Raw genomic sequence first — 25285 nt, 5'->3', positions numbered from 1 at the left:
TATTCTGCTGCATTATGGGGAATACACGGGATGTGACTGGACACATTGATAACACCTACTTACAATCAGAGCATCGCTTACAAGGAGGACGCAAGATGTCATTTGAAGTATTTGAAAAGCTGGAAGCAAAAGTCCAGCAGGCTATCGACACCATCACCCTGTTACAGATGGAAATCGACGAATTAAAAGAAACGAACAACAACCTGAACCGCGAAGTGCAGAATGCAGCCGGTGCCCGTGAGTCACTGGTGCGTGAAAACGAGCAGCTGAAGCAGGAGCAGGCAGGCTGGCAGGAGCGTCTGCGGGCTTTGCTGGGTAAGATGGACGACGTCCAGTAAATTACACGTCATCCTTCGTTCCGCAGCGGCGTTGGCTTCGTTCGTCCGCCCCGGTCACATACTGATGTATGCTCCCGGGGACGTCCTCACTTCGCCGCCTTGCTGCAAAACGAATGATTTAGTGTAATCGCGGTTTTGATGCTGTGGCTGTGTTGGTTTCGCTCAGCTCCCCGGTCACATACTGGTGTATGCTCCCGGGGCTCTTCGCTTCACTGTCTTGCCACAGAACGAATGATTTAGTGTAATCGCGGTATTGCTGCAAAACGAATAATTGAGTGTGATGCGGTTTTTATCTTGTGTCATAACGACAAAAGGGCGGATATCCGCCCTTTTTGTTGTCTGTGTATCTTATGAGGATTACGCTTCGGTCAGCTCATCTTCATCATCATCATTTTCTTCCGGAAGCGTCAGCGGGATATCTGACAGGATAATCCCGGTGTTATCCGCATACAGATAATCGCCGGAGAAGAAGGTCACACCGCCGAAATTCACGCGGATGTCACTGTCACCGATACCTTCTGAACCACAGCCTGCCGGAATTGCGGCCATCGCCTGGATACCGATATCCATTTCAGCCAGATCATCCACCTGACGCACCGCGCCGTACACCACAATACCTTCCCAGCCGTTCTGCACAGCCAGTGCCGCGAGTTCCGCGTCAACCAGTGCACGACGGACAGATCCGCCCCCGTCAACGAGGAGAATACGGCCCTCTCCCTCTTCTTCCAGGAGATCAAAGAGCAGTCCGTTATCTTCAAAGCATTTTACGGTGGTGATTTGCCCCGCAAACGATGAACAACCCCCGAAGTTGGAAAACAGGGGTTCAACGACATTCACATTTTCCTGGTAAATGTCACAAAGCTCGGAGGTGTCGAAGGTATCATTTTTCATAGGATTTTACGTCTGGTTGCTGCCGGATACAGTCAGTATAGCCCCTTCACACGGTTGTTTGCAAAATCAACAGCGGCCGCTTTCCGATCTGAATCAAGAAAGCGGCAGATTTCGGCGTAAATTCTGGTTACAGACGCTGGCAGATAAGTCCTGCGGAAAACAGGATATTGACCAGAAGTGCGGCTTTCACCATCTGTTCCAGCAGCGGGCGCATTCCGGTGGCGGTCATATCCCCCAGCACGCGTCTGATATGCATAAACAGTACCGGTGCAGAGAGCAGGAACAGCCAGCTGTACCAGCCGTGCAGATAGAGAAGGGTAAAGAGCACCAGGCACAGGAATGCCACGGTAATCACGGTGGCATGGTAATAGCGGGATTTCAGCGGGCCGAGGCGGACGGCCAGGGTGTTTTTCCCGGCCAGGATATCATTTTCGATATCGCGCATATTATTGATATTCAGCACTGCAACAGACAGCAGTCCGCAGGCGGTCGCCGGCAGAATGGTCAGCGGACTGAAAAAACCGGCCTGCAGGTAATAGGTGCCTATCACACTCAGCCAGCCGAAAAAGATCAGAACAGAAATATCACCCAGCCCGAGGTAGCCGTAGGGTTTTTTCCCGACCGTATAGGTGATTGCGGCGATAATCGCGGCCACACCTAACCCCAGGAAGCCGATAATATCTTCCGGTTTCTCACAGGCGACAATAATCAGGGCCAGCCCGGACAGACAGGCGAGAGTGACGGTCAGAATCAGCGCCTTTTTCATCTGAGCGGCGGTGATAACACCTTTCTGCATACCGCGCAGCGGCCCGAGGCGTGCTTCGGTATCGGTGCCTTTTACCGCATCGCCGTAGTCATTGGCCAGATTCGACAAAATCTGCAGAATGCCGGTGGTGATAAGGGCGAGCAGGGCAACAGGGAATTTAAAGTGGCCGGTCCAGTAAGCCAGAGCGGAACCGGTAATAATCGCGATCACCCCGAGAGGTAATGTTTTGGGCCGCAGGCTTTCCAGCCAGGCTTGGGTACGGCTGATGGCCGGTGAAGGGGTGACTGACATTGAAACTCGCTTACTTTTCAGAATGAAATAATAACGACAAAAAATAATAACGCAGACTGCCGGGCAGATAATACCCGTACAGTCTGAATACTATTATGTCTGATTATTATCAAATTACAGAATAAAGCGACTTAAATCTTCATCTGCCACGAGCTGATCCAGATGATCTTTCACATATTCCGCATTGATCTCAATGGATTGACCCTGTTTTTCACTGGCATCGTAGGAAATTTCTTCCATTAATCGTTCCAGCACCGTATGTAAACGACGGGCACCGATATTTTCGGTGGTTTCGTTGACCTGCCATGCAGATTCAGCAATTTTACGGATGCCGTCGGCTGTAAAGGTGATATCCACACCTTCGGTGGCCATCAGTGCTTTGTACTGAACGGTCAGTGAGGCGTTAGGTTCGGTCAGAATGCGCTCGAAATCTTCCGTGGTCAGTGCCTGTAATTCCACACGGATAGGCAGACGGCCCTGTAATTCCGGGATCAGGTCAGACGGGCTGGAAACCTGGAACGCACCGGAGGCGATAAACAGGATGTGGTCGGTTTTGACCATGCCGTGCTTGGTGGAGACAGTACAGCCTTCAATCAGCGGCAGCAGGTCACGCTGAACCCCTTCGCGGGACACATCCGGCCCGGAGGACTGGCCACCGCGCTTACAGATTTTATCGAACTCATCGATAAACACGATACCGTGCTGTTCAACCGCTTCAATGGCCTGCTCTTTCAGCTCTTCCGGATTGACCAGTTTGGCGGCTTCTTCCTCAACCAGCAGTTTGAAAGCTTCTTTGATCTTCATTTTGCGTGGTTTTTGTTTCTGTCCGGCCAGGTTCTGGAACATGGACTGTAACTGGCTGGTCATCTCTTCCATGCCCGGAGGTGCCATGATTTCCACACCCATCGGCGCAGCAGAGACTTCAATTTCAATGTCTTTGTCATCCAGCTGACCTTCGCGCAGTTTTTTGCGGAATGCCTGGCGGGCAGCTGACGGCTCTGCCTGGGTGTCAGTCTGGCCCCAGTTATTTTTTGCCGGCGGGATCAGCACATCGAGAATGCGTTCTTCGGCCATTTCCTCAGCACGGAAACGGTTTTTCTCGATAGACTGCAGGCGCACCATTTTCACGGCGGAATCAGTCAGATCGCGGATAATGGAATCCACTTCTTTACCGACATAACCCACTTCGGTGAATTTAGTGGCTTCGACTTTGATAAACGGCGCATTGGCCAGTTTGGCGAGACGGCGGGCAATTTCGGTTTTACCGACACCGGTCGGGCCGATCATCAGAATATTTTTCGGGGTGACCTCGTGACGCAGCTCCTCATTGAGCTGCATACGGCGCCAGCGGTTACGCAGCGCGATGGCAACAGCACGTTTGGCTTTATCCTGGCCGATAATATGGTTATCGAGTTCGCTGACAATTTCGCGTGGAGTCATTTCGGACATAACGTCGATCCTTATGCTTTTGAAGGTAATTCTTCAAAATTCAGATTGTGGTTGGTGTAGATACAGATATCACCGGCAATAGTCAGTGCGCGCTCCGCGATTTCACGGGCACTCAGATCGGTGGTTTCCAGCATGGCGCGGGCTGCTGCCTGGGCGTACGGGCCGCCGGAACCAATGGCAATCAGATCATTTTCAGGCTGAACGACATCCCCCTGGCCGGTGATAATCAGCGATGCGGTTTCATCGGCAACGGCCAGCAGGGCTTCCAGTTTGCGCAGCATGCGGTCGGTACGCCAGTCTTTGGCGAGCTCAACGGCGGCTTTTGTCAGGTGTCCCTGATGGAGTTCAAGTTTGCGTTCAAACAGTTCGAAGAGAGTAAAGGCATCCGCGGTGCCGCCGGCGAAACCGGCAATGACTTTGTCGTGATAGAGGCGGCGGACTTTGCGGACATTACCTTTCATGACGGTATTACCCATTGTCGCCTGCCCATCACCACCAATTACGACCTGGCCATTACGGCGAACACTTACGATTGTTGTCATGAGTCAGCCCCTGGTTGTGCTAAAGGATGGAGAGAGGCCGCCGGGTATATTCCCGGCGGCACAGAATTAACTAGAGATATGGGGGGAGGGCTGAAGGATTTCAACCCCCGGCGGAGCGAAGAATACAATTTGTTACGCCGGCATCAGCGGCACGGCTTTTCACCGATTGCGCGGCAGATTTCTCATACGGGCCGAGCATCACACGATACCAGCCGCCGCCCTGGGACACGCGGCTTTCGATACCGGAGAAGGCGAGACCGGCGCGGACTTCTTCTGCCTGACCACTCTCACGGAATGATCCGCACTGGATTAACCAGCGCTCAGGCGCAGCCTGCGGTTTTTCCTGTACCGGTTTTGGTTTCTCAGCCGGTTTTTCGGCCGGCTGCGGTGCCGGACGGGTTTCCGGCTGCATACGCAGCTGCGGATCCTGACCGGTAACCACGACCTGAGAGCGCGGAACTGCACCGTTCGCCGGTACTTCCTGCAACTGAACCGGTGCCTGCTGCATATCAGACTGCATCTGCTCCAGCAGCTGCCGCTGTTCCTGAGTCAGTTTGGCATTCGGATCAATGCGGTTGGCCGGTGCCTGCGGGTTGGAGTAATACTGCTCCGGTACCCCGGCTTCACGGTTTTCCAGCTCTTTGATATAACGCCAGCGCTCCTCCGGGATCGGCGGGAGCCCGTTACCGGTACTCTGCTGATGCGCAGGCGGAATGATGCTGTCAGAAGCGGTCTGACTTTTTTTGTTATGGACCAGATAGAACAGGCCGCCGACAAAAACGACCACCAGTGCCACGGCGATCACCAATGTGGTGAACGGCAGGCCTTTCGCCTGACTTTTCTTCCGTGATTTACTTTTTTTACGCGGCGCAGAGCGTCCGCGTCCCACATAATCTCGTTGTGCCACTGTTTCAATTCACTAATGAGTCGGTTAAGGGAACATATTATTCAGCGTTACATGTTACTTAACCTTATGGTTTTTGCCTAGCTTTTAGGCGCGCAGGCACTTTCTCTGATGATTAAATCAGAATCCAGCAGGCGCGAACCTTTTGCCACGGTGTGTCCCTGCAACTGTTCCAGCAGCAGTAAGAAAGACTGACGGCCGATTTCATAACGGGGCTGTGCGATAGTCGTCAGGGTCGGCGAACAGTATTGTGCAGCCGGTAAATCATCGAAACCGACAACCGAGAGATCCTGCGGCAGCGTCAGCCCCTGTTTTCTGGCCGCCCAGAGAACGCCGATCGCCATAATATCGTTGTGGCAGAAAATCGCGGTCGGTGGTTCCGGCAGTGCCAGCAACTGTGCGGCACATTCCGCGCCGCTTTCGTGGGTGAAATCCCCGCGTACCAGATACTCTTCCCGTACCGGCATTCCCATACGGCGCATGGCCTGAATATACCCTTCGACACGGTACTGACACAACGGCAGCTCTTCCGGCCCGGAAATACAGGCGATGCGGGTGTGTCCGAGCGACTGTAAATAATGGGTGGCATTAAAGGCGGCGGTCAGGTTATCAATATTCACCGTCGGCAGCTCCAGCTCCGGGGCAAATTCGTTGGCCATCACCATCGGCGGGAAGTGGCGCTGTTCATCATGGCGGCTGTCAAACGGTACATCAGAGCCGAGCAGCACCATGCCGTCAATTTGTTTGGTGACAATCAGATTCACAAAGGTGTGTTCCGGCTTGTGCTGATAACGGCAGTCGCCGATCAGAACCAGATAGCCGTGTTTGGCGGCAATTTCCTCGATACCGACAATAATATCGGTAAAAAACGGATCGCCGATATCCGGCACAATCACCAGAATGGTGCGGGATTCATTACGTTTCATCCCCCGGGACAGATTATGCGGGTAATACCCCACTTCCAGGACAGCATTTTCCACTTTCTGCCGTGTCTGCACAGACACTTTCTCCGGATTCATCAGTGTCCGCGACACGGTCGCGGTCGAGACGCCTGCGGCTCTGGCGACATCTTTCATTGTCGCGCCGGTATCGTTGCGGCGTGGTTCCATCATTAATTCCTTTGGTTACCCTGTAAGTGTATCGATTGCGCGGTTTTTGTGATCATTATGGTCCGCTGTACTTTTCACATGCCTGTGAAAAACCGCCTGAGCTTCTTAAGTGAAATTCAGACGGTTTATTAATCGTTCTATTAACGGCTATTCTAAGCCCTTTGTAAAATTAATCTGTTACCTGGTTTGCATAAAACTGTGAGTTATCTCAATTTTTTGAGACAGCGCGCACTTTCCGTGAGACGTCAGTCTCAGCCATCAGTCGGATCGACATCCACATTCCAGCGGACTTTCCGGCTTTCCGGCATCTGCTGAATATACGGAATGGCCTGCGCGACAATTTTCTGCAACTGACTGCGGGACGGATGCTGTAACAGCAACTGCCAGCGGAAACGTCCGCCGCGTTTGGCCTGGATAGCAGGCAGCGGCCCCATCAGCCAGAAATGCTCATCCCGCAGCGGGTGGGATTCGAACAGCTGACGTACCGTCTGCAGGAATGCATTCGCCCGCTGGTTATTCTGATCTTCGGCGCGGATCATCACCTGGCTGGTATAAGGCGGCAGACAGACACTCTGCCGCTCATTCAGTGCCTGTGCGGCGAAGGCGGCATAGCCTTTTTCCAGCAGCACGGTCAGCAGCGGATGTTCCGGATGGTGAGTCTGCAAAATGACCTCGCCGCGTTTCCCGGCGCGTCCCGCCCTGCCGGAGACCTGGGTGTAGAGCTGTGCAAAGCGCTCTGCCGCACGGAAATCACCGGAGAACAGCGCGCCGTCGACATCCAGCAGTGCCACAAGGGTGACATCCGGAAAGTGATGCCCTTTGGCCAGCATCTGGGTACCGATCAGGATGCGTGCGCCGCCCTGATGCACATCCGCCAGATGCTGCTCCAGCTCGCCTTTGCGGCTGGTGGTATCGCGATCCAGCCGCGTGACCGGAACATCCGGGAACAGCGGGGTGATGCTCTCCTCCAGCTGTTCGGTGCCCAGCCCGACCGGCACCAGCTGTGTGGAGCCGCACTGCGGGCACTGTTTCGGTACCGGGCGCTGGCTGTCACACTGATGGCAGCGCAGCATGCGGTGGTTCTGGTGCAGAGTATAAAAATGGTCGCAGCGCGGGCATTCCGCTATCCAGCCGCACTCGTGGCACAGCATTGCCGGGGCAAAGCCGCGCCGGTTGAGGAACAGAATAACCTGATTATCTGCGGCCAGATGGTGGCGGATGCGTTTGATCAGCGGTTGTGACAACCCGGAAGTCAGCGGCAGCCCTTTCAGGTCGAGCAGATGCTGGTCGGCAAGCTGTGCATTTCCCGCCCGCTGTGTCAGCGGCAGGACTTTGTATTTTTTCTGCCGGACATTAAACAGGGTTTCCAGTGACGGGGTCGCCGTGCCCATCACAATCGGAATATCATTTTTCTTGGCACGGAACACGGCCAGATCACGGGCGTGATAACGCCAGCCGTCCTGCTGTTTATAGGAGCCGTCGTGCTCCTCATCGATAATAATGATGCCGAGAGAGGTAAACGGCGTGAACAGCGCGGAGCGGGTACCGATAACAATGGCGGTCTCCCCGCGCTTTGCCCGCAGCCAGACAGCCAGACGCTCGCTGTCATTCATGCCGGAATGGAGAATATCCACCGGCGCCTGAAAACGGGCGCGGAAGCGGGCGATGGTCTGGGGGGTCAGGCCGATTTCCGGTACCAGAACCAGGGCCTGGCGGCCTTCGGCCAGCACATTTTCCAGCACACTGAGATACACCTCAGTTTTCCCGGAGCCGGTGACGCCGTCCAGCAGCCACGGGGAAAACTGATGCTGTTCTGCGCGGATCGCCCCCACAGCGGTGGCCTGCTCGGTATTGAGTTTCAGGCGTTCGCCGGTGACGGCAAATCCCGGCTGCCAGGGTTTGCTCTCCGGCTGCACATCGTTCAGGGTGATCAGGTTTTTCTTTTTCAGTCCCTGCAATGCACTGTCGCTGAGTTCATATTCCGCAGTCTGATGGCGGTAAACCGGCTGGCGGCGCAGACAGGCCAGTGCCTGCTGCTGTTTCGGGGAGCGTTTGAGGGTATGGATATCAATCTCACGTCCTTCCGGCGTCACTTCCCAGCACCACAGCGGTGCAAAGGCGGCTTCTTTGCCCTGACGCAGCAAAATCGGCATGGCATGAAACAGCACTTCCCCTAACGGATAGTGATAATACTGCGCCGCCCAGTTCAGCAGCGGCCACAGATCCCCGGGAAACAGCGTGTCATCATCCGGGCAGGCAATGACCGGCTTGAGTTTCTCCGGGCTGAAGGTGCTGGTTTCCGCCAGTTCAGCCACAATGCCGACTGCCTGTTTCTGTCGTCCGAACGGCACAATCACCCGTGCCCCCGGTACCGGGCGGGGCATATCATCAGGCAGTAAATAGTCAAATGTTTGTGTCAGAGGTACTGGTAATATCACCCGGACGACTGTCATTATAATGTCCATCATCGGCAGAGCGCCGGCGTGTAAAAAATACACAGCGGCGGAAAAGGCGCAAAAGTGTCTGAATAATCACCGGATTTCAGTTTTTCCCCGGTAAAAACAGGGAAATTATCCGCAAAACAGGATCCAGAATACCACGAAAAGACAGCGGATTTCATTGCATGGTTCAGGGAATTTCTGTATGATCCGCCGCCTTTGGTAATTAAAATACCACCGATAACTTATCATCAACACGACGTGTGGTGTCCGGCAAAAAGGCCCGGATAGCGACACGGCCTTAACCGAGGTTTTCCCATGAAAAAAGGTATTCATCCTAACTACGCAGAAATCACTGCAACCTGCTCTTGCGGCAACGTAATGAAAATTAACTCTACCGCAGGTCACAACCTGAACCTGGACGTGTGCGGCGAATGCCACCCGTTCTACACCGGTAAACAGCGTGACGTTGCAAGCGGCGGCCGTGTTGATCGCTTCAACAAACGCTTCAGCGTTCCTTCTGCGAAGAAATAATGGCACTGCGCGGCATGCCGCGCTCTGTTCCATAAAAAACGCCCTGAATGAAAATATTTCACAGGGCGTTTTTTTATGTCTGTTTCCGGGTTGAGAAGTCGTATAACACGCGGATAAAACTCAATATTCCCACGTATCCGGGTCGACCCCATGCTGGCGCATAATTTCTTTCGCCACTTCCGGGATTTCATCACTGCGTTCTTTGCGCAGATCATCATCATCGGGCAGTGGCTGTCCGGTAAAAGCATGCAGAAATGCTTCACATAACAGTTCGCTATTGGTGGCATGACGCAGGTTATTCACCTGGCGGCGTGTGCGCTCATCCGTTAAAATTTTAAGCACTTTCAACGGGATAGAAACTGTAATCTTCTTTACCTGCTCACTTTTTTTGCCATGCTCAGCATAAGGGCTGATATATTCGCCGTTCCATTCAGCCATGGATTACCTTGTTATCTTAGTCAGTTTGAGGAGGAGCCGGGCACAGAAAAGTACCTGACTGATATCGGTATTATCCCACTTGTATATATAACCGTAAAGCAGGATGGATGTCCAGACATATTGACGTCTAAATGAACCGCGGATATGCTGATAACTCGTTCAGTTACTGATAGGGAAAGAGGTATGGCACGCAAACCCGCGACAGCGGCAATTCATAACGGACTCAATGAAGAGACCCAATTCGGCTGTGTCATACCGCCGGTGTATCTCTCATCAACCTATAATTTTCCGGCCTTCAACAGCCCGCGTGAACATGATTATTCACGGCGCGGCAATCCCGGGCGGGATATCACCGGGCGCACGCTGGCGGAGCTGGAAGGCGGTGCCGGGGCGGTGGTGACCAGCAGCGGGATGTCTGCTCTGCATCTGCTGTTTACCGTGTTTTTATCACCCGGGGATGTGATTGTTGCCCCGCACGACTGCTACGGCGGCACTTACCGGCTGCTCGACAGTTGTCAGCAGCGCGGCCATTTTACCGTCCGCTTTGCGGATATGAATGATGAGGCGTCACTCAGTGCCGCGCTGGCGGAGAAACCGAAGCTGGTGCTGATTGAAACGCCGGGTAACCCGCTGCTGCGTATCACGGATATCGCGGCAGTCAGTGAGAAGGCGCATCAGGCCGGAGCACTGGTGGCGGCGGATAACACGTTTCTCAGCCCGGTATTACAGCAGCCGCTGGCACTGGGCGCGGATTTTGTTATTCATTCCTGTACCAAATACCTGAACGGGCATTCCGATGTGGTCGCCGGTGTGGTGATCGCCGCAGATGCGGAACATTGTGAAACTCTGGCGTGGTGGGCGAATAATATCGGTGTGACGCTGGGGGCGTTTGACAGCTATCTGCTGCTGCGCGGTATCCGCACCCTGATCCCGAGGATCACCTTACAGGAAAAAAATGCCCGTACTCTGGCGGATTATCTGGTGCGCCAGCCGCTGGTGAAAAAAGTGTATTATCCGGGACTGGCGACGCATCCCGGGCATGAACTGGCCGCAAAGCAGCAGAAAGGATTCGGCGCAATGCTCAGTTTTGACATTAATGGTGATGAAGCTGCAATTTCCCGCTTTTTATCTCACCTGTCTCTCTTTACACTAGCAGAGTCATTGGGCGGGGTGGAAACGCTGATTTCCCATGCCGCGACCATGACACACGCGGGAATGCCGGAGCAGGCACGGCATGCAGCGGGAATTTCAGACAGCTTATTACGTATTTCTGCGGGGATTGAGGACAGCAGTGATTTGATTGCTGATCTGGATCGCGCATTTCAGTCAGTGACTAAGGGGTAAGGGTAATCATGAGTGCGTTGGCGATTGATGAATCAGTAAAAGGGCGTCAGTTACATAAATTCGGCGGCAGCAGCCTGGCAGATGCAAAATGTTATCTGCGGGTGGCGAATATTATGGCGAACTACAGTGAGCCGGATGACCTGATGGTCGTGTCTGCCGCCGGCAGCACCACCAACCAGCTGATTAACTGGGTCAAACTGAGTCAGAGTGATCGTGCTGCCGCAGAACAGGCGCGGCAGACCCTGCAACGCTATCAGACAACCCTTATCAGTGACTTACTGCCGGAAGTTCAGGCCAATGTCCTGATCTTTCAGTTTAATGATGATATTCAGCGCCTGGCGAAACTGCTGGAAAATCCGCTGAATGATGTGATTTACGCGGAAGTGACCGGCCACGGGGAAATCTGGTCTGCCCGTCTGATGGCTCAGGTACTTCAGGAGCAGGGTATGGCCGCACAGTGGCTGGATGCCCGGACATTCCTGTGTGCGGAGCGGGCGGCGCAGCCGGAAGTGGATACCGCGCGGTCGCAGCCGCTGCTTGCAGAACTGCTGGCGCTGCATCCGGGTAAACGTCTGGTGGTGACCGGGTTTATCTCCCGCAACGCTGCCGGGGAAACCGTGCTGCTCGGCCGTAACGGCAGTGACTATTCCGCCACCCAGGTCGGCGCGCTGGCCGGGGTGAAAAAAGTCACCATCTGGAGTGATGTCGCGGGGGTTTACAGCTCTGACCCGCGCAAAGTCAAAGATGCCTGTCTGCTGCCGCTGCTGCGTCTGGATGAAGCCAGTGAACTGGCACGTCTCGCCGCACCGGTACTGCATACCCGCACATTACAGCCGGTGTCCGTCAGTGATATCGATTTACAGCTGCGCTGCAGTTACCAGCCGGAACAGGGCTCGACAAAAATTGAGCGTGTGCTGGCATCCGGCACCGGGGCGAAGATCGTGACCAACCATGATGAGGTTTGTCTGATTGATATCCGCCTGCCGGCCGGGGATGACGCCAGAGCGCGTTATAAAAGTATTGATCTGCTGCTTAAACGCAGCCAGATCCGCCCGCTGGCGGTCGGCCTGCATAATGATGACAATCTTATTCAGCTCAGTTATACCGCCGAAGTGGCAGACAGCGCCCTGCATGTGCTGGAAAGCGCCGGACTGCCGGGCACACTGACACTGCGTGACGGCTTCTCGCTGGTGGCGCTGGTCGGGGCGGGGGTCTGTAAAAACCTCCTGCATTACCACCGTTTTTATCAGCAGCTCAAAGATCAGCCGGTGGAGTTTATCTGGCAGGCCGAGGACGGTATCAGTCTCGTGGCCATTCTGCGCACCCGTCAGACCGGGCATGTGATTCAGGGTCTGCACCAGAGCCTGTTCCGTGCGGAAAAGCAGATCGGCCTGATGGTGTTCGGCAAAGGCAATATCGGCAGCCGCTGGCTGGAACTGTTTGCGCGTGAGCAGAGTAATCTCTCTGCCCGCAGCGGGTTTGAATTTGTTCTCGCCGGGGTGGCGGACAGCGAAAGAGCGCTGCTCAGTTACGACGGGCTGGATCCGAGCCGCGCACTGGCTTTCTTCAATGAGGAAGCAGAGCCGATCGCCGATGAGGACACCCTGTATCTGTGGATGCGCAACCATCCGTTTGATGACCTGGTGATTATCGACCTGACTGCCAGTCAAACCCTGGCGGAAAGCTACGCCGATTTTGCCGCGTACGGTTTCCATGTCATCAGCGCCAACAAAATTGCCGGGGCGGCAAAAACCCGCGATTACCGCCAGATCCGCGATGCGTTCCGCAAAACCGGGCGTCACTGGCTGTACAACGCCACTGTCGGTGCGGGACTGCCGATCAACCATTGTGTGCGCGATCTGCATGAAAGCGGCGACAGCATTATTGCGATCAGCGGGATCTTCTCCGGCACACTCTCCTGGCTGTTCCTGCAATTCGACGGCACCGTACCGTTTAGTGAGCTGGTGGAACAGGCCTGGCAGCAGGGGCTGACCGAGCCGGATCCGCGTATTGATTTATCCGGCCAGGATGTGATGCGCAAGCTGATTATCCTCGCCCGTGAAGCCGGGTATGAAATTGAGCCGGAAGATGTCCGTGTGGAATCCCTGGTGCCGGAAGCGGCACAGGAAGGCACACCGGATCACTTCTTCGAGAATGTCACTGCGCTGAATGAACAGATGGCCTGCCGCCTGGAAGCTGCCCGTGAAATGGGCATGGTGCTGCGCTACGTGGCCCGTTTTGATGCCAACGGCAAAGCGCGGGTCGGGGTGGAAGCGGTCCGGCCTGATCATCCGCTGGCCGCACTGCAGCCGGGGGATAATCTCTTTGCCGTGGAAAGCCGCTGGTACCGCGATAATCCGCTGGTGATCCGCGGGCCGGGTGCCGGTCGTGATGTCACCGCAGGGGCGATTCAGTCAGATTTAAACCGTCTGGCACAATTGCTGTAATTCATCGGATTCTGACTATCGCCGGGGTTAAATAGTCTTAAAAAGTCACTATACGGGACAAAAAATGACGATAACGGGAATTGTCTTATTACGTTTATAGTACAGGGTTGGTATAAATAGCGCATGGTGATGTTTCAAGATGGACATATAATCATTATGGATGATGGCTGTGACAGGATGTCATGGTAAGGATATGCACCGGACGTGCTTCTTCTGACAGGAAGTCAGGCTAAGGACAGAAACAATCCCGGCGGGATGCGATTAACGGATTTAATTGCATCCCGTTACTATTTTCACTTCCCGCTGTTTTTCTGCTGACGGTTTCCCGTTACACTTTCCTGCTGAATTTTTCCCCGCCGGACTGAGGATTTTCGCTCAGGCTGAATCGTTACTATTTTTGCCTTAATTCGCGATATCTGTCTGTGACGTTTGTTTTTCCCTTTCATTATGCTGGCGGGACGGATTTTTACCCGATAATCCGGCACCTGCCTGTGCGCAACATGATGGCGGCACGGTAATTAAATCTGATAAAGTCCTTTCAAAGCGCGTTTTTTTTGATATGAATATAGGGCAGAGATAAATGCAAGGGAACGGCGTCACAAAATAAGAATTAATCCGTCGTATGAAATCACTAAGATGTACAGGACAGAGAACTGCCGGCTGAAAGTTCCTCACCGGCGGTCATAGGATTCTGCCGTCAATAAGGGTCAGGGGTCGTATGAATCAACAATATTCCGCAATGCGCAGTAACGTCAGTATGCTCGGGAAACTACTCGGAGACACGATCAAAGAGGCCCAGGGTGAACATATTCTCGAGAAAGTAGAATCCATCCGTAAGTTATCCAAAGCGTCACAGGCCGGTAATGAAATTCAGCGGCAGAAGCTGCTGATGACACTGCAAAATCTATCCAATGAAGAACTGCTGCCGGTTGCCCGCGCATTTAACCAGTTCCTGAATTTAACCAACGTGGCGGAGCAGTATCACAGCATTTCGCCGCACGGTGAGGCGGCCAGTAATCCGGTTGCCCTGGCGGCGCTGTTTGATCAGCTGAAAGCCAAAAATTTTACCAATGAAGAGATGCGCAAGGCCGTGGATGAACTCTCCATTGAGCTGGTGCTGACCGCGCATCCGACCGAAATTGCCCGCCGTACCCTGATCCACAAACTGGTGGCGGTGAATACCTGCCTGGCACAGCTGGATCATGATGACCTGGCTGATTATGAGCACGATCGTATTATGCGCCGTCTGCGCCAACTGGTGGCACAGGCCTGGCATACTGATGAAATCCGCAAAGACCGTCCGACACCGCTTGATGAAGCGAAGTGGGGCTTTGCCGTGGTGGAAAACAGTCTGTGGGAAGGGGTTCCGGCGTTCCTGCGCGAGTTTAATGAGCAGCTCGAGGCATCACTGGATTACAACCTGTCCGTGGAAGCCACACCGATCCGCTTTACCTCATGGATGGGTGGTGACCGCGACGGTAACCCGAATGTCACGGCAGATATCACCCGGCGCGTGCTGACCCTCAGCCGCTGGAAGGCTGCTGATCTTTTCTATAATGATATTCAGGTGCTGGTCTCCGAGCTCTCCATGAGCGAATGCACGCCGGAGCTGCGTGAGCGCGTGGGTGAGGATGCCGCCGAGCCGTACCGCGTCATCACCAAACAGCTGCGCGCCCGTCTGAAAAGCACACTGGACTATCTGGAGCGCTGCCTGGCCGGTGAACCGGCTATCAAACCGGATAACCTGCTGACCGATAACGAAGAGTTATGGGAGCCGCTGTATCTCTGCTACCGCTCGCTGGTTGAGTGCGGCATGAAGATTATTGCCAACGGCCAACTGCTGGATACGCTGCGCCGTATCCGCTGCTTCGGTCTGCAGCTGGTGCGTATTGATGTGCGCCAGGAAAGTACCCGTCATACCGAAGCGCTGTCTGAACTGACACAGTATCTCGGCCTCGGGGATTACGCCGCCTGGCCGGAAGAGGAAAAACAGGAATTCCTGCTGCGTGAACTCCAGTCAAAACGTCCGCTGGTGCCGCAGAACTGGGAGTGCAGTAATGAAACCCGCGAAGTTTTTGATACCTGCCGGGTGATTGCCGAATCACCGGAAAATTCTGTCGCTTCCTATGTGATTTCGATGGCAAAAGTGCCGTCGGATGTTCTGGCGGTCAAACTGCTGCTGAAAGAATCCGGCAGCCCGGTTACCCTGCCGGTTGCACCGCTGTTTGAAACCCTCGATGACCTTAACAATGCAGAGAGTGTTATCACCCGCCTGCTGAGCATCGACTGGTACCGCAATCTGATAAATGACCGTCAGATGGTGATGATCGGTTACTCCGACTCTGCCAAAGATGCCGGGGTGATGGCGGCGTCCTGGGCACAATACCGCGCTCAGGATGCACTGATTAAAGTCTGCGCCCGTGAAGGCGTGACACTGACGCTGTTCCACGGACGCGGAGGCACCATCGGCCGCGGAGGTGCGCCGGCACACGCCGCACTGCTCTCACAGCCGCCGGGAAGCCTGAAAGGCGGCCTGCGTGTGACAGAACAGGGTGAGATGATCCGCTTTAAGTTTGGTTTGCCGCAGGTCACTATCAGCAGCCTGGCAATGTACGCCAGCGCCAGCCTGGAAGCCAATCTGCTGCCGCCGCCGGAGCCGAAACCGGAGTGGGCCGCGATTATGGATCGCCTCTCGGATGTCTCCTGTGAGATGTACCGCGACTATGTCCGCGAACAGCCGGATTTTGTCCCGTATTTCCGCGCAGCCACGCCGGAGCAGGAGCTGGGCAAACTGCCGCTGGGATCCCGTCCGGCAAAACGCCGTCCGACCGGTGGTGTGGAAACCCTCCGTGCGATCCCGTGGATTTTTGCCTGGTCGCAAAACCGTCTGATGCTGCCGGCCTGGCTGGGTGCGGGTGCGGCACTGAAAACTGCCGTGGATGAAGGCAACCGGGCAATGCTGGAAGTGATGTATTACCAGTGGCCATTCTTCAGAACCCGCATCGGTATGCTGGAAATGGTGTTCGCCAAAGTCGATTTATGGCTGGCGGAATATTATGACCAGCGTCTGGTGGAGCCGCGCCTGTGGCCGCTGGGGGCAAAACTGCGTGAACAGTTATCACAGGATATTAAGAGCGTCCTGATGATTTCCAAAGATGAGCAGTTAATGGCGGATCTGCCGTGGATTGCGGAATCTATCGCACTGCGTAACGTGTATACCGACCCGCTGAACGTCCTGCAGGCCGAACTGCTGCACCGCTCACGTGAATGCGATCAGTCAGATCCGCAGGTAGAGCAGGCCCTGATGGTGACTATTGCAGGCATTGCGGCAGGTATGCGTAATACCGGTTAATAACGTTATTTTTACAATCACTGACGGTCGCTGCCAACCCCTGCGGGTTGGCCGGCGGCCCCGGATGGCCGCAGTTGCGGCCATTTTTTATTCAGGGATGCAAATGTGTTCTCAGAAAATTGTAAGCATGCATACCGGGTTGTATCAATGAACCTGCTGTCTGGTTAGTGATGCCGCAAACTTTCGCTTTCAGAGGGCTTTGCGGGTGGAATACCCGGCTTTTTCCTGCATGACTGTTATTACCCGCCTGTACCGGTGAGATTTTTTTTGTGTATCCTTTAACCGGGCAACCTGTTTTATTAGCCAGCATCTGTGCATTCGAAATCGCGCCTCCTGCAGCCCCGTAGCAACTAACAAAATTAATTGGTGAATTTCCTGTGGCTTTAATTGTTTTTGCCAGATGATCTGCTGCTTTTTTGCCTGACATAACCTTGCCATTATCCAGCCGGACATTACATGGCGCACCATGTAACCGAATTTGAAGCATCAATTATTTCCTTATTATTCATGAGATAATTAAATATTTATCTTACCGTATATGCCATAAATTAATTGCAGAAAACGGCAGTTTGCCGGAGATATCTCAAAATAATGGCGGGAATATATGAATAATGATATTGAATAATCTGTAAATTTATATAATATTAAAATATATATTGTATGTAACTGTTACTCTCACTAAGGATCGGAAATGTCATATTACAAAGATGTCACTAAAGAAATCGCCGTAAACATGCAGGAACTGGGTAAATTTATCCCGGATGTTATGACCGCTTTCTCAGAGCTGGTCAGCAGCAGCTCGGCGGATGGTGTATTAGATAAAAAAACAAAAGAACTGATTTTTATCGCGGTTGCGGTGGCAAACCGTTGTGATGGTTGTATTGGTTTTCATACCAAAAAATTGGTTGATGCGGGGGTAACGGAGCAGGAGCTGGCGGAAGCACTGGGTGTGGCTGTTGCTATGGGTGGCGGTCCGTCTGTGATGTACGCGGCAAATACGATTAAGGCATTTAAAGAGTTCTCATAAACGCCTTACCTTTCGCTGTGACGGATGCTCACGATCCGGCGACATACTGATGTATGTGCCCGGATCGTGATAAATTATGCCACGCAGGCGGCCGGGCGGACACCCAGAGTATGGCAGATAGCGTAAGTCAGTTCCGCGCGGTTCAGGGTGTAAAAATGGAAATCTTTCACGCCTTCACGGCTGAGCAGTTTCACCATCTCCATTGCCACGGAAGCCCCGACCAGCTTGCGGGATTCCGGGTCATCATCCAGGCCTTCAAACATGGTGCCGAGCCAGCCCGGGATGCGGACGTTAGTCATTCCTGCAAAGCGCTGTAACTGTTTGAAGTTAGAGACCGGAAGAATGCCCGGCACAATCTCCACATCAATACCGGCCGCCGCACAGCGGTCACGGAAACGCAGATAGGTGCTGACATCAAAGAAAAACTGCGTGATAGCGCGATCTGCACCGGCATCAATTTTCTTTTTCAGGTTAATCAGGTCTGACTGCGCACTGCGCGCTTCCGGATGCACTTCCGGGTAAGCGGCGACGGAAATATCAAAATCGGCGACCGATTTTAACAAACCGACCAGGTCAGCGGCATACATATCCGGTTTGCTGCTGCTGTCCGGCAGATCGCCGCGCAGCGCCACAATATGGCGGATACCGTTATCCCAGTAATCTCTGGCGATAGTTTTCAGCTCATCACGGGTGGCATCAATACAGGTCAGGTGCGGAACAGCAATCAGCCCGGTTTTCTCTTTGATACTTTTAATCACCGAATGGGTGCGGTCCCGCTCGCCGGAGTTCGCCCCGTAAGTGACGGAAACAAATTTCGGCTTCAGCACACTGAGACGTTCGATGGACTGCCACAGGGTTTTTTCCATTTCCGGTGTGCCCGGCGGAAAGAATTCAAAAGATACGGCCACACGACCGGCCAGTTCTGCCAGGTTCTGATTCAGTGCTTCGTGCTGGTCTATATGTAAAAAACTCATCGCTGCCCCCGCAGTTATCCGTCCGTGATTATTTGAATGTCTATACGTTTAGACGTCTGGATGTAGATTACGGGATGAATTGGTTAAACGTCAACCACTAATTGTCACAGTGCGGGTGAGGTTTTCTCACACGCTGTATGAAAGATTGTCATGATGAGGGGAAAAGCGCGGACAGACGGGCTGTCCGCTGAGAAGAATTATTCGGGGGTTTTACAGCAGAAATGGGTGACAAGCTGGGTCAGCAGTTCACGGGTCGGCTCAATAAAGCGGGTTTCGAGAAATTCATCCGGCTGATGCGCCTGTTCAATCGACCCGGGGCCGAGCACCAGGGTCGGGCACAGATCCTGAATAAACGGTGCTTCGGTGCAGTAATTCACCGTCTGCGCTTTTTCGCCGAGCAGGTTTTCAATCACACCGACCATTTTATGATCTGTCGGGCAGGCGTAACCCGGGATCGGCGCATGCAGCTCCTCAATCGCCAGCCGTCCCGGCCAGCGCTGCTTCACCGGCTCCAGCGTGGTATTGAGCATGTCGTCAATATCACTGAGAGTCATGCCCGGCAGCGGCCGGATATCCATATGCAATTCACAGCAGCCGCAGATACGGTTTGCCGCATCACCGCCGTGAATATGACCGAAATTCATGGTCGGATACGGAATGACAAACGCCGGGTTATTGAATTTTTCTTTCAGCTCGTTACGCAGTGACATCAGGTGCGTGATGGATTCATTCATCAGCTCAATCGCATTGACGCCGCGCTCCGGATCACTGGAATGACCGGACTGACCGGTAATGCGGATAGCATTGGAGAGGTGGCCTTTGTGCGCCCGCACCGGCTGTAACGACGTGGGTTCGCCGATAATGGCAAAGGACGGGCGGATAGCTGCATTGGCGGCAAAATAGCGCGCCCCGGCCATGGTGGTTTCTTCATCTGCGGTGGCGAGGATATAGAGCGGGTGCTGCAAATCCTTCACACTGATATCGCGCAGCGCGTCGAGGATAAAGGCGAAAAAGCCCTTCATATCCGCTGTTCCCAGCCCGTACAGCTTGTTGTTCTGCTCTGTCAGGGTGAAGGGATCTTTGCTCCAGCGGCCTTCATCAAACGGGACGGTATCGGTGTGGCCGCACAGCAGCAGACCGCCGTCGCCATCCCCGAGACTCGCGAGCAGATTGAACTTGCCGCGCGTTTCCGGAACGGGTTGCACCTCGACATCAAACCCCAGGGTTTCAAACCAGGTCGCCAGCAGATTGATAACAGTTTCATTGCTCTGATCAGATTCCGCTTCCGTGGAACTGATGGAAGGTGCCGCGATGAGCTGACGATAAATCTCAATAAATGCAGGTAATTTAATATTCACTGTTGACAGCCTTTAGTCATAATAGTATCAATATTCATGCAGTTTATGTGAATAAAAATACATTGTTTGTGTTTCAGGTACAAGGTGAAGATAACTTATGTTGAAAACGCTGATTATCGGTGCCAGCGGATATACCGGTGCAGAGCTCGCTGCTTATATCCAACGCCACCCGCAGACGGAACTGACCGGCCTGATGGTTTCTGCCAACAGTGCGGATGCCGGAAAATGCTTTTCGGATCTGCATCCGCAGTTCCGGGGCCTGGTGGATCTGCCGCTGGAGCCGCTGACAGACCCGGCCGCCGTTGCACAAAATACCGATGTGGTGTTCCTGGCAACCGCCCATGAGGTCAGCCATGACCTCGTGCCGGTTTTCCTTGCGGCGGGTTGCACGGTGTTTGATCTTTCAGGCGCTTACCGCGTTCAGCAGGATAATTTTTACCCACAATACTACGGATTTGAACACAAACATACCGCCTTATTGGCGCAGGCCGTGTACGGCCTGGCGGAATGGCAGCATGACAACATCCGTACCGCGCAACTGATTGCGGTGCCGGGCTGTTATCCGACGGTCTCCCAGCTGGCGCTGAAACCGCTGCTGGATAATGACCTGCTGGATCTGACCCAATGGCCGGTTATCAATGCCACCAGCGGCGTGAGCGGTGCGGGGCGTAAAGCCGCGCTGAATAACAGTTTTTGTGAGGTGAGTCTGCAACCCTACGGGCTGTTTACTCACCGGCATCAGCCGGAAATTGCCGCACATCTCGGCACTCCGGTAATTTTTACCCCGCATCTCGGCAACTTTAAACGCGGGATCCTGGCAACCATCACCTGCAGACTGAAAAGCGGCGTCACCGCAGAGCAGGTCAGCGCGGCCTATCACAAGGCCTATGACGATAAACCGCTGGTGCGGGTGTATGACCACGGCGTACCGGCACTGAATGCTGTTGTTGGTCAGCCGTTCTGCGACCTGGGCTTTGCTGTGCAGGGAGAGCATCTGATTGTCGCTGGTGCAGAGGATAACCTGCTCAAAGGGGCGGCTGCTCAGGCGGTTCAGTGCATGAATATTCGTTTTGGCTTTAATGAAACGCTGTCCCTGCTGCCACAGTAAGCAGACAGCCCGGCTCACTCTTTTATCTGACGGAAAACGGAAATGGAACCATTAGTCATCAAATTAGGCGGTGTGTTACTGGACAGCGAAGAAGCCCTCGGGCGTTTATTCACCGCACTGGCCGCATACCGGGCGTCAAATGACCGCCGCATTGTCATCGTTCACGGCGGCGGCTGCGTAGTGGATGAACTGATGGCGAAATTACAGTTACCGGTGGTGAAAAAGCAGGGGCTGCGGGTCACCCCGGCGGATCAGATAGACATTATCACCGGAGCGCTGGCGGGCAGTGCCAACAAAACACTGCTGGCGTGGGCGACCCGTTATCAGCTCAACGGTACCGGCTTGTGTCTCGGGGATGGTCAGAGTGTCAAAGTCACACCACTAAGTGACGAACTGGGCCATGTAGGTAAAGCGGCACCGGGCAACCCGGCTCTGCTGAATCTGTTACTGAACAACGGTTTTCTGCCGGTCATCAGTTCCATCGGCATCACGGAAGACGGACTGCTGATGAATGTGAATGCGGATCAGGCGGCTACCGCCATTGCGGAAACGCTGGGCGCAGATCTGGTCCTGCTGTCGGATGTCAGCGGCATCCTGGACGGCAAAGGGCAGAAAATCAAAGCACTCGATGGTGTACATGCACAGAAAATGATCGACGACGGCATTATCACCGACGGCATGATTGTGAAAGTGAACGCGGCGCTGGAAGCGGCGGCCACACTGGGGCGGCCGGTGGATATCGCCTCCTGGCGTCATGCGGATCAGCTGCATTTATTATTTGATGGCGAAGCCATCGGCACGCGGATTTCCGCGTAATCCGGATTATCAGCACATTGGCAGAATCACTCCGCAGCAGCGGATAACATTTACTGAAAGGACAGGGTTATGACAGAGGCAAAAAAAACAGGCATTAAAAAAATCGTACTGGCTTACTCCGGCGGTCTGGATACATCGGCGATTATTCCGTGGCTGAAAGAGCATTATGATAACTGCGAAGTGGTGGCATTTGTCGCCAATATCGGCCAGAGCGCGGAAGATCTCGACGGTGTCGAGCAGAAAGCACTGAACTCCGGGGCGTCTTCCTGCTATGTCGTCGATCTGCGTGAAGAATTTATCAAAGATTTTGTCTATCCGGTGCTGAAAAGCGGCGCACTGTATGAAGGTAAATATCTGCTCGGTACATCGATGGCGCGGCCGATTATCGCCAAAGCTCAGGTGGAGCTGGCACTGAAAGTCGGCGCGGATGCGCTGGCACACGGTGCGACCGGCAAAGGGAATGACCAGGTACGTTTTGAGGGAACCTACACCGCCCTGGCGCCACAGCTGAAAGTCATTGCACCGTGGCGTGAGTGGGATCTGCGTTCCCGTGAGGCGCTGCTGGATTACCTGAAAGTCCGTAATATCCCGACCACCGCGTCCCTGGAAAAAATCTACAGCCGTGATGAAAACGCATGGCATATCTCTACCGAAGGCGGCGTGCTGGAAAGTCCGTGGAATCAGTCGAATGCTGATTGCTGGGTATGGACCGCAGATCCGCAGGAAGCCCCGGACCAGCCGGAGCTGGTTACTGTCACCATTAAGGCCGGTGAAGTCACCGGGGTGAACGGCAAAGCGCTGTCTCCGTATAACTGCCTGAATGCCCTGAATGAACTGGGTGCGAAACACGGTATCGGCCGGATCGATATTATTGAAAACCGGCTGGTGGGCATGAAATCCCGCGGTTGTTATGAAACCCCGGGGGGCACCATCATGATGGCGGCACTGCGCGGACTGGAAGAGATCATCCTCGACCGCGACAGCTTCAAATGGCGTCAGCAGATTGGCCTGGAAATGTCCTATGTGGTGTATGACGGCCGCTGGTTTGCCCCGCTGCGTAAATCCATTCAGGCAGCTGCGGATTCCCTGGCGGAAGAGGTCAGCGGTGAAGTGGTGCTGAAACTCTATAAAGGACAGGTCACGGCGATCCAGAAACAGTCCGCCAACAGCCTCTATTCCGAAGAGTTCGCCACTTTCGGCGAAGATGACGTGTATGACCACAGCCATGCGGGCGGCTTTATCCGCCTGTATTCACTCTCCTCGCGGATCCGTGCGCTGAAAGCGCAGAAATAACCGGCGGGAGACAGGGAGATTATGCACAGGGACGTGCATCAGACTGATTTATCATTAAAAACAGAAAGGGAAAAAGTATGGCACTGTGGGGCGGACGCTTCAGTCAGGAAGCAGATCAACGGTTCAAACAATTCAACGACTCGCTGAGATTCGACTATCGTCTGGCGGAGCAGGATATCACCGGCTCTGTGGCCTGGTCGAAAGCACTGGTGACGGTCAATGTGCTGACCGCACAGGAGCAGGCGGCGCTGGAGCAGGCACTGAATGAGCTGCTGGCGGAAGTGCAGGCCGATCCGCGTGCCATTCTGCGCAGTGATGCGGAAGATATCCACAGCTGGGTGGAAGGCAAACTGATCGGCAAAGTCGGCGATCTGGGGAAAAAACTCCACACCGGACGCAGCCGTAACGACCAGGTGGCGACGGATTTAAAACTGTGGTGCAAAGAGGCGGTCAGTCAGATCCTCGCGGCATTACAGGAATTACAGCAGGCGCTGGTGCTGACGGCGGAGCAGAATCAGGATGCGGTGATGCCGGGTTACACCCACTTACAGCGGGCGCAGCCGGTGACATTTGCTCACTGGTGCCTGGCGTACAGTGAAATGCTGGCGCGGGATGAAAGCCGTGTCCGCGATGCCCTGGCGCGTTTTGATTACAGCCCGCTCGGCTCGGGTGCGCTGGCCGGAACCGCGTATGCCATCGACCGGGAACAGCTGGCCGGCTGGCTGGGATTCGCCGGTGCAACCCGCAACAGCCTCGACAGTGTGTCTGATCGTGACCATGTACTGGAACTGCTCAGTGATGCGGCGATCAGCATGGTGCATCTCTCCCGCTTTGCTGAAGATATGATTTTCTTCAACAGCGGCGAAGCAGCGTTTATTGAATTATCTGACCGCGTCACCTCCGGCTCTTCCCTGATGCCGCAGAAAAAGAACCCGGATGCTCTCGAGCTTATCCGTGGCAAATGCGGCCGGGTGCAGGGCGCACTGACCGGTATGATGATGACCCTCAAAGGTCTGCCGCTCGCCTATAACAAGGATATGCAGGAAGACAAAGAAGGGCTGTTTGATGCACTCGACAGCTGGCTGGACTGCCTGCATATGGCGGCACTGGTGCTGGAAGGCATTCAGGTGAAACGTCCGCGCTGCGAGGAAGCGGCCAAACAGGGTTATGCCAACGCGACAGAACTGGCGGATTACCTGGTGGCAAAAGGCGTTCCGTTCCGCGAGGCGCATCATATTGTCGGTGAAGTGGTGGTCGGCGCGATAGCAAAAGGCGTGGCGCTGGAAGAAATGCCGCTGACAGAACTGCAGGAATTCAGCCCGGTGATTGCCCTGGATGTGTATGACATCCTGTCACTTCAGTCCTGTCTGGAGAAACGCTGTGCGAAAGGCGGTGTTTCACCGGAGCAGGTGGCTGCGGCTATCAGTGAAGCCAAAATCCGGCTGAAACTGGTGTGACGTAATGTATTGTCCCCGGCTCACCCTCTTTTCCTGTGAGCCGGGGGTAATTATTGCCATCAGTATATTTTTGCCTATAACGCGAAAGCCGGATTCCGGCCGGTGATACCTTCAGGAAATCCGCAATAATCTTTTCGCCTTTCGGCCAGCGCCGGGTAAGGGCATTATGGGTTTTCCTGATGACCGTACCGGGCTCTGCTGTATTCTGACCATTAAGGTATCCTGCATTTCCTGCACACTGCTATCAGTGTTGCCGGTATTTCCCGATCCGGTCTGACAGTTATGCTTTCTTACCGGTAACGCTATGGATTTTCTGTCTGTTTCCGTCCTGTGATTTAAGCTCGACTAACAATGCAGTTGCGTTATGATAGTTATCAATTGATTTTATCTATTAATCGCAGACGGAGAC

21 protein-coding genes and 1 pseudogene are annotated in these 25285 nt (G+C 54.1%); 10 read left to right on the top strand and 12 right to left on the bottom strand.

Annotated features, from left to right (window positions below; genetic code table 11):
* Positions 1 to 95: 95 nt before the first annotated feature.
* Positions 96 to 338 (top strand): cell division protein ZapB, encoded by a 243-nt coding sequence (zapB, locus tag X965_RS06150; protein WP_004236611.1) that lies wholly within the window; start codon positions 96 to 98, stop codon positions 336 to 338.
* 357 nt (positions 339 to 695) lie between these two features.
* On the opposite strand, the gene rraA is transcribed toward zapB, so the two are convergent.
* From rraA to priA, 7 genes are all read right to left on the bottom strand, one after another.
* Complete coding sequence (gene rraA / locus X965_RS06145; RefSeq protein WP_004236610.1) at positions 696 to 1229, bottom strand: ribonuclease E activity regulator RraA; 534 nt, start codon at positions 1227 to 1229, stop codon at positions 696 to 698.
* A gap of 127 nt (positions 1230 to 1356) precedes the next feature.
* Complete coding sequence (locus X965_RS06140) at positions 1357 to 2286, bottom strand: 1,4-dihydroxy-2-naphthoate polyprenyltransferase (protein ID WP_004236609.1); 930 nt, start codon at positions 2284 to 2286, stop codon at positions 1357 to 1359.
* A 114-nt stretch (positions 2287 to 2400) separates the two neighbouring features.
* Positions 2401 to 3735: an HslU--HslV peptidase ATPase subunit gene (hslU, locus tag X965_RS06135; protein ID WP_004236608.1), complete on the bottom strand. Its 1335-nt coding sequence runs from the start codon at positions 3733 to 3735 to the stop codon at positions 2401 to 2403.
* Between the two features lie 11 nt (positions 3736 to 3746).
* Positions 3747 to 4277 carry an ATP-dependent protease subunit HslV gene (hslV, locus tag X965_RS06130; protein WP_015422392.1) on the bottom strand — a complete coding sequence of 177 codons (531 nt, stop codon included), beginning with the start codon at positions 4275 to 4277 and terminating at the stop codon, positions 3747 to 3749.
* A 100-nt stretch (positions 4278 to 4377) separates the two neighbouring features.
* A complete protein-coding gene (gene ftsN / locus X965_RS06125) occupies positions 4378 to 5184 on the bottom strand; it encodes a cell division protein FtsN (protein WP_032098016.1) in 807 nt (268 codons plus the stop codon).
* A 77-nt stretch (positions 5185 to 5261) separates the two neighbouring features.
* The gene (cytR, locus tag X965_RS06120) at positions 5262 to 6290 is read right to left on the bottom strand and encodes a DNA-binding transcriptional regulator CytR (protein WP_024473648.1); all 1029 of its coding nucleotides are present in this window, start codon (positions 6288 to 6290) and stop codon (positions 5262 to 5264) included.
* A gap of 251 nt (positions 6291 to 6541) precedes the next feature.
* The gene (gene priA / locus X965_RS06115; protein ID WP_036417504.1) at positions 6542 to 8743 is read right to left on the bottom strand and encodes a primosomal protein N'; all 2202 of its coding nucleotides are present in this window, start codon (positions 8741 to 8743) and stop codon (positions 6542 to 6544) included.
* Positions 8744 to 9046: 303 nt separating this feature from the next.
* Between priA and rpmE the strand changes: the two genes are divergently transcribed.
* Positions 9047 to 9262: a 50S ribosomal protein L31 gene (rpmE, locus tag X965_RS06110; protein ID WP_015422394.1), complete on the top strand. Its 216-nt coding sequence runs from the start codon at positions 9047 to 9049 to the stop codon at positions 9260 to 9262.
* 120 nt (positions 9263 to 9382) lie between these two features.
* On the opposite strand, the gene metJ is transcribed toward rpmE, so the two are convergent.
* Positions 9383 to 9700, bottom strand: coding sequence for a met regulon transcriptional regulator MetJ (gene metJ, locus X965_RS06105; protein ID WP_004236602.1), 318 nt, complete (start codon positions 9698 to 9700; stop codon positions 9383 to 9385).
* Between the two features lie 183 nt (positions 9701 to 9883).
* On the opposite strand from metJ, the gene metB reads away from it, so the two are divergent.
* The 3 genes from metB to ppc all read left to right on the top strand — a co-directional run bounded on the left by metB (position 9884) and on the right by ppc (position 16843).
* Positions 9884 to 11044, top strand: coding sequence for a cystathionine gamma-synthase (metB, locus tag X965_RS06100; RefSeq protein WP_004236601.1), 1161 nt, complete (start codon positions 9884 to 9886; stop codon positions 11042 to 11044).
* 8 nt (positions 11045 to 11052) lie between these two features.
* A complete protein-coding gene (locus tag X965_RS06095; RefSeq protein WP_015422395.1) occupies positions 11053 to 13491 on the top strand; it encodes a bifunctional aspartate kinase/homoserine dehydrogenase II in 2439 nt (812 codons plus the stop codon).
* 718 nt (positions 13492 to 14209) lie between these two features.
* Positions 14210 to 16843 (top strand): phosphoenolpyruvate carboxylase, encoded by a 2634-nt coding sequence (gene ppc, locus X965_RS06090; RefSeq protein ID WP_004240786.1) that lies wholly within the window; start codon positions 14210 to 14212, stop codon positions 16841 to 16843.
* 91 nt (positions 16844 to 16934) lie between these two features.
* Here ppc and X965_RS06085 read toward each other — a convergent pair whose 3' ends face one another.
* Positions 16935 to 17330 carry a hypothetical protein gene (locus tag X965_RS06085; RefSeq protein WP_125460931.1) on the bottom strand — a complete coding sequence of 132 codons (396 nt, stop codon included), beginning with the start codon at positions 17328 to 17330 and terminating at the stop codon, positions 16935 to 16937.
* A 204-nt stretch (positions 17331 to 17534) separates the two neighbouring features.
* Between X965_RS06085 and X965_RS06080 the strand changes: the two genes are divergently transcribed.
* Positions 17535 to 17870, top strand: coding sequence for a carboxymuconolactone decarboxylase family protein (locus tag X965_RS06080; protein WP_004236597.1), 336 nt, complete (start codon positions 17535 to 17537; stop codon positions 17868 to 17870).
* Between the two features lie 74 nt (positions 17871 to 17944).
* On the opposite strand, the gene metF is transcribed toward X965_RS06080, so the two are convergent.
* Positions 17945 to 18844, bottom strand: coding sequence for a methylenetetrahydrofolate reductase (metF, locus tag X965_RS06075; protein ID WP_004236596.1), 900 nt, complete (start codon positions 18842 to 18844; stop codon positions 17945 to 17947).
* Between the two features lie 197 nt (positions 18845 to 19041).
* A complete protein-coding gene (gene argE / locus X965_RS06070) occupies positions 19042 to 20202 on the bottom strand; it encodes an acetylornithine deacetylase (protein WP_004240780.1) in 1161 nt (386 codons plus the stop codon).
* A gap of 97 nt (positions 20203 to 20299) precedes the next feature.
* On the opposite strand from argE, the gene argC reads away from it, so the two are divergent.
* From argC to argH, 4 genes are all read left to right on the top strand, one after another.
* Positions 20300 to 21310 (top strand): N-acetyl-gamma-glutamyl-phosphate reductase, encoded by a 1011-nt coding sequence (gene argC, locus X965_RS06065; RefSeq protein WP_004240779.1) that lies wholly within the window; start codon positions 20300 to 20302, stop codon positions 21308 to 21310.
* Positions 21311 to 21352: 42 nt separating this feature from the next.
* The gene (argB, locus tag X965_RS06060) at positions 21353 to 22126 is read left to right on the top strand and encodes an acetylglutamate kinase (protein WP_004236593.1); all 774 of its coding nucleotides are present in this window, start codon (positions 21353 to 21355) and stop codon (positions 22124 to 22126) included.
* A 69-nt stretch (positions 22127 to 22195) separates the two neighbouring features.
* A complete protein-coding gene (locus tag X965_RS06055) occupies positions 22196 to 23419 on the top strand; it encodes an argininosuccinate synthase (RefSeq protein ID WP_004240778.1) in 1224 nt (407 codons plus the stop codon).
* A 77-nt stretch (positions 23420 to 23496) separates the two neighbouring features.
* Positions 23497 to 24876, top strand: coding sequence for an argininosuccinate lyase (argH, locus tag X965_RS06050; protein ID WP_004240777.1), 1380 nt, complete (start codon positions 23497 to 23499; stop codon positions 24874 to 24876).
* Here argH and X965_RS19225 read toward each other — a convergent pair.
* Positions 24842 to 25042: pseudogene (locus X965_RS19225) on the bottom strand (helix-turn-helix domain-containing protein); the annotation flags it as partial. The gene argH and the pseudogene X965_RS19225 sit on opposite strands and share 35 nt — an antisense overlap.
* Positions 25043 to 25285 lie beyond the last annotated feature (243 nt).

This window comes from Morganella sp. EGD-HP17, from assembly GCF_000512315.2.
In the GTDB taxonomy this organism is placed as follows: domain Bacteria; phylum Pseudomonadota; class Gammaproteobacteria; order Enterobacterales; family Enterobacteriaceae; genus Morganella; species Morganella morganii.
The sequence above is the reverse complement of the archived record's forward strand: the minus strand, read 5'-3'. Positions and strand labels throughout refer to the sequence as shown.